At 51.4% G+C, this 6,284-nt stretch carries 2 tRNA genes and 4 rRNA genes; all 6 read right to left on the bottom strand.

Going from position 1 to position 6,284, the window contains the following annotated elements:
- Positions 1–10: 10 nt before the first annotated feature.
- Positions 11–123, bottom strand: a 5S ribosomal RNA gene (rrf, locus tag DES47_RS10790).
- A 238-nt stretch (positions 124–361) separates the two neighbouring features.
- A 23S ribosomal RNA gene (locus DES47_RS10785) occupies positions 362–3,241 on the bottom strand.
- Between the two features lie 336 nt (positions 3,242–3,577).
- Positions 3,578–3,653: transfer RNA gene (locus DES47_RS10780), tRNA-Ala, on the bottom strand.
- 31 nt (positions 3,654–3,684) lie between these two features.
- Positions 3,685–3,761, bottom strand: a tRNA-Ile gene (locus DES47_RS10775).
- A 207-nt stretch (positions 3,762–3,968) separates the two neighbouring features.
- Positions 3,969–5,503, bottom strand: a 16S ribosomal RNA gene (locus DES47_RS10770).
- Between the two features lie 456 nt (positions 5,504–5,959).
- Positions 5,960–6,072 (bottom strand): 5S ribosomal RNA (gene rrf, locus DES47_RS10765).
- The 16S, 23S and 5S rRNA genes sit together here with 2 tRNA genes alongside, the layout of an rRNA operon.
- Positions 6,073–6,284 lie beyond the last annotated feature (212 nt).

The raw sequence follows: 6,284 nt of genomic DNA, 5'->3' as shown, positions 1-6,284 counted from the left end.
TCGATTAATAGCCTGACGATGACCTACTTTCACACGGGAACCCGCACTATCATCGGCGCTGAGTCATTTCACTGTCCTGTTCGGGATGGGAAGGAGTGGGACCAACTCGCTATGGTCATCAGGCTTAACTGGTTGGCTTGCTGATCCGCTTGGCGGATCAACAAACCCAATTTGTAGAGTCTTTGGCGATTGTATCTCATAACCATCCTATTGGGTAGATACCCTCAGATTGCTATGACATACCCTCGGAATCAGCTTATTCGATTGCGCCCACATTCGGGCATAACTATTTTGAATCACTCAACCGTTTCTCTTTGATGTTCGTTGGCCATTTTCATGTCCAGCGTGACTTCAAAGTTATAGGGTCAAGCCTCACGAGCAATTAGTACTGGTTAGCTTAACGCATTACTGCGCTTCCACACCCAGCCTATCAACGTCCTGGTCTAGAACGACTCTTCAGGGGGCTCAAGGCCCCGGCAAGACTCATCTTGAGACGAGTTTCCCGCTTAGATGCTTTCAGCGGTTATCTCTTCCGCACTTAGCTACTCGGCGATGCCACTGGCGTGACAACCGATACACCAGAGGTGCGTCCACTCCGGTCCTCTCGTACTAGGAGCAGGCTCTCTCAATCTTGCAGCGCCCACGGAAGATAGGGACCAAACTGTCTCACGACGTTTTAAACCCAGCTCACGTACCTCTTTAAATGGCGAACAGCCATACCCTTGGGACCGGCTACAGCCCCAGGATGAGATGAGCCGACATCGAGGTGCCAAACACCGCCGTCGATATGAACTCTTGGGCGGTATCAGCCTGTTATCCCCAGAGTACCTTTTATCCGTTGAGCGATGGCCCTTCCATACAGAACCACCGGATCACTTTGTCCTACTTTCGTACCTGCTCGACTTGTCAGTCTCGCAGTCAAGCACGCTTATGCCAATGCACTATCAACACGATTTCCGACCGTATTTAGCGTACCTTCGAACTCCTCCGTTACACTTTGGGAGGAGACCGCCCCAGTCAAACTGCCCACCATACACTGTCCCCATCCCGGATAACGGGACAAGGTTAGAACCTCAAACACACCAGGGTGGTATTTCAACGTTGGCTCCACGACACCTAGCGGCACCGCTTCAAAGCCTCCCACCTATCCTACACAGATCTGTTCAAAGTCCAATGTAAAGCTACAGTAAAGGTTCATGGGGTCTTTCCGTCTTTCCGCGGGGAGATTGCATCATCACAAACATTTCAACTTCGCTGAGTCTCTGGAGGAGACAGTGTGGCCATCATTACTCCATTCGTGCAGGTCGGAACTTACCCGACAAGGAATTTCGCTACCTTAGGACCGTTATAGTTACGGCCGCCGTTTACTGGGACTTCAATCAAGAGCTTGCACCCCATCATTTAATCTTCCAGCACCGGGCAGGAGTCACACCCTATACGTCGACTTTCGTCTTTGCAGAGTGCTGTGTTTTTAATAAACAGTTGCAGCCACCGATTCTCTGCGGCCCCATTCTGCTCACCAAGTAAATGGATCACATACTAGAGGCACACCTTCTTCCGAAGTTACGGTGTCAATTTGCCGAGTTCCTTCTCCAGAGTTCTCTCAAGCGCCTTAGAATACTCATCTCGCGCACCAGTGTCGGTTTGCGGTACGGTCAATCTATAGCTGAAGCTTAGTGGCTTTTCCTGGAAGCAGGGTATCACTCACTTCGTCTGCAAGCAGACTCGTTATCACGCCTCATCTAATTCCCCCGGATTTGCCTAAGGGATACGACTACACGCTTGAACCGGGACATCCAACACCCGGCTGAGCTAACCTTCTCCGTCCCCACATCGCACTATAGATCGGTACAGGAATATTGACCTGTTTCCCATCAGCTACGCATCTCTGCCTCGCCTTAGGGGCCGACTCACCCTACGCCGATGAACGTTGCGTAGGAAACCTTGCGCTTTCGGCGAGGGGGCTTTTCACCCCCTTTAACGCTACTCATGTCAGCATTCGCACTTCTGATACCTCCAGCAGCCTTCACAAGCCACCTTCACAGGCGTACAGAACGCTCTCCTACCACGTGCAATAAATTGCACATCCGCAGCTTCGGTAACTGGCTTAGCCCCGTTACATCTTCCGCGCAGGACGACTCGATCAGTGAGCTATTACGCTTTCTTTAAATGATGGCTGCTTCTAAGCCAACATCCTGACTGTTTTAGCCTTCCCACTTCGTTTCCCACTTAGCCAATTTTAGGGACCTTAGCTGGCGGTCTGGGTTGTTTCCCTCTTGAGTCCGGACGTTAGCACCCGGTGCTCTGTCTCCCAAGCTGTACTCATCGGTATTCGGAGTTTGCATAGGTTTGGTAAGTCGCCATGACCCCCTAGCCTAAACAGTGCTCTACCCCCGATGGTAATACTTGAGGCACTACCTAAATAGTTTTCGGAGAGAACCAGCTATTTCCAAGTTTGTTTAGCCTTTCACCCCTATCCACAGCTCATCCGCTAGTTTTGCAACACTAGTCGGTTCGGACCTCCAGCACCTGTTACGGTACCTTCATCCTGGCCATGGATAGATCACTTGGTTTCGGGTCTACACCCAGCGACTGGACGCCCTATTCGGACTCGATTTCTCTACGGCTTCCCTATTCGGTTAACCTTGCCACTGAATGTAAGTCGCTGACCCATTATACAAAAGGTACGCCGTCACCCGTTTCCAGGCTCCGACTTTTTGTATGCATACGGTTTCAGGATCTATTTCACTCCCCTCCCGGGGTTCTTTTCGCCTTTCCCTCACGGTACTAGTTCACTATCGGTCGATTACGAGTATTTAGCCTTGGAGGATGGTCCCCCCATATTCAGACAGGATTACACGTGTCCCGCCCTACTTGTCGCACGCCTAGTTCCACAATCTGCATTTTTCATACGGGGCTATCACCCGCTATGGCCGGACTTTCCATTCCGTTCTGATATGCTGACTGCTAAAACGTGCAGGCTGTTCCGATTTCGCTCGCCACTACTTTCGGAATCTCGGTTGATGTCTTTTCCTCGAGCTACTGAGATGTTTCAGTTCACCCGGTTCGCCTCGCATACCTATGTATTCAGTATGCGATACCCCTAAGGGTGGGTTTCCCCATTCGGAAATCTCCGGATCAAAGCTAATTTGCCAGCTCCCCGAAGCTTATCGCAGGCTATCACGTCCTTCGTCGCCTGTAATCGCCAAGGCATCCACCATATGCACTTATTCACTTGACCCTATAACTTTGACGTCTCGCCGCACTGACATGCAGACTACTGAGACATCGGTCAAGGAACGTTTGAGTAATTCACGCGTTATGCCGAACTTCATATCTAAACTTTTCAGCTTTCGCTGCTTCGCTTAGTTGAAGTCTATGTTGACGCAATCAAATATGTTGCCGACGGCACGGTGCTCAACCCCCTTTACGAAGAAGTTAAGCTTTCCGTCGACAACGCTGATTCGACTCTACAAATTGTTAAAGAACAACAGCCAGTTTTGAACTGACAAACCAGAATTCCCGCGCAATCTCGTGATTCGCGGCAAACTTTGGTTTGTCATCTCAATGAAGTGATTGGTGGAGGATGACGGGATCGAACCGACGACCCCCTGCTTGCAAAGCAGGTGCTCTCCCAGCTGAGCTAATCCCCCGGGACTTGATTCAAGCATAAAGCTCGATCCGTGGTGGGTCTGGTTGGATTCGAACCAACGACCCCCGCCTTATCAAGACGGTGCTCTAACCGACTGAGCTACAGACCCACGCGTTTGTTTGCATGAGGCCTGCTTGTCTCAACGCAGCCTTCTCCAGGCTCGCCCGGCAGGCTCACGCCGTATTTCTACGATCAATCACTCACTGTTGTGAATTACAGCCGATAAGTGTGGGCGCCCAAATTTGAGTGCCATATGGACTCAGCTCATCAACTATTGAAGCAAGCTTCAACAATCAACTGCTTTGTCATTTTCCAGAAAGGAGGTGATCCAGCCGCACCTTCCGATACGGCTACCTTGTTACGACTTCACCCCAGTCACGAACCCTGCCGTGGTAATCGCCCTCCTTGCGGTTAGGCTAACTACTTCTGGCAGAACCCGCTCCCATGGTGTGACGGGCGGTGTGTACAAGACCCGGGAACGTATTCACCGCGGCAAGCTGATCCGCGATTACTAGCGATTCCGACTTCACGCAGTCGAGTTGCAGACTGCGATCCGGACTACGACCGGTTTTCTGGGATTAGCTCCCCCTCGCGGGTTGGCAGCCCTCTGTACCGGCCATTGTATGACGTGTGTAGCCCTACCCATAAGGGCCATGATGACCTGACGTCATCCCCACCTTCCTCCGGTTTGTCACCGGCAGTCTCATTAGAGTGCCCAACTGAATGTAGCAACTAATGACAAGGGTTGCGCTCGTTGCGGGACTTAACCCAACATCTCACGACACGAGCTGACGACGGCCATGCAGCACCTGTGTTCAGATTCTCTTTCGAGCACTCCCAAATCTCTTCGGGATCTCTGACATGTCAAGGGTAGGTAAGGTTTTTCGCGTTGCATCGAATTAAACCACATCATCCACCGCTTGTGCGGGTCCCCGTCAATTCCTTTGAGTTTCAACCTTGCGGCCGTACTCCCCAGGCGGTCAACTTCACGCGTTAGCTACGTTACTGAGAAGAAACCCTCCCAACAACCAGTTGACATCGTTTAGGGCGTGGACTACCAGGGTATCTAATCCTGTTTGCTCCCCACGCTTTCGTGCATGAGCGTCAGTACAGGTCCAGGGGATTGCCTTCGCCATCGGTGTTCCTCCGCATATCTACGCATTTCACTGCTACACGCGGAATTCCATCCCCCTCTACCGTACTCTAGCTATGCAGTCACAAATGCAGTTCCCAGGTTGAGCCCGGGGATTTCACATCTGTCTTGCATAACCGCCTGCGCACGCTTTACGCCCAGTAATTCCGATTAACGCTTGCACCCTACGTATTACCGCGGCTGCTGGCACGTAGTTAGCCGGTGCTTATTCTTCAGGTACCGTCATTAGCCCAAGGTATTATCCCAGGCCGTTTCTTCCCTGACAAAAGCGGTTTACAACCCGAAGGCCTTCTTCCCGCACGCGGCATGGCTGGATCAGACTTGCGTCCATTGTCCAAAATTCCCCACTGCTGCCTCCCGTAGGAGTCTGGGCCGTGTCTCAGTCCCAGTGTGGCTGGTCGTCCTCTCAGACCAGCTACAGATCGTCGCCTTGGTGGGCTTTTACCCCGCCAACTAGCTAATCTGATATCGGCCGCTCCAATTGCGCGAGGTCTTGCGATCCCCCGCTTTCACCCTCAGGTCGTATGCGGTATTAGCCACTCTTTCAAGTAGTTATCCCCCACAACTGGGCACGTTCCGATACATTACTCACCCGTTCGCCACTCGCCACCAGGATTGCTCCCGTGCTGCCGTTCGACTTGCATGTGTAAGGCATGCCGCCAGCGTTCAATCTGAGCCAGGATCAAACTCTACAGTTCGATCTTGAATTTTTGCTCAAAGAATTGAAGTGAACTTCACTTCCATGAGCGTTTAAAGTCCAGGAGACTTCGGAACCCCAGTTTTACCCAGGATCCCAAGCACCCATCTTCAAACGCCCACGCTTATCGGCTGTTAATTTTTAAAGAACATCGCTCATCAGAGCGCACCTTGCGGTGTTTTGCAGCAATCAGACTTTTGCCTTCTTGCTTGCTACTGCCTTCGCTTTTCGTCGAAAGCAGCAAAGAGGCGAGATTATGAAGCGCTTTTGAAACACTGTCAAGCACTCGTCTCGAGAACTTTGCACATCACGCAGAAGCTTGACTTCCTTGCTTTGCACCCAGCTCGCAGATGTCAACACAGCCCGTTACGCCGAAGGCGCATCAGCTGCACTCACATCTGGAAGCTTGCAGAGAGCAAAACGCCCAGCCTAGAGCTGGGCGTTTTCTCGATTAATAGCCTGACGATGACCTACTTTCACACGGGAACCCGCACTATCATCGGCGCTGAGTCATTTCACTGTCCTGTTCGGGATGGGAAGGAGTGGGACCAACTCGCTATGGTCATCAGGCTTAACTGGTTGGCTTGCTGATCCGCTTGGCGGATCAACAAACCCAATTTGTAGAGTCTTTGGCGATTGTATCTCATAACCATCCTATTGGGTAGATACCCTCAGATTGCTATGACATACCCTCGGAATCAGCTTATTCGATTGCGCCCACATTCGGGCATAACTATTTTGAATCACTCAACCGTTTCTCTTTGATGTTCGTTGGCCATTTT

Origin of the sequence: Roseateles toxinivorans, assembly GCF_004362525.1 — a bacterium.
GTDB classification, from domain to species: domain Bacteria; phylum Pseudomonadota; class Gammaproteobacteria; order Burkholderiales; family Burkholderiaceae_C; genus Paucibacter; species Paucibacter toxinivorans.
The sequence above is the reverse complement of the archived record's forward strand: the minus strand, read 5'-3'. Positions and strand labels throughout refer to the sequence as shown.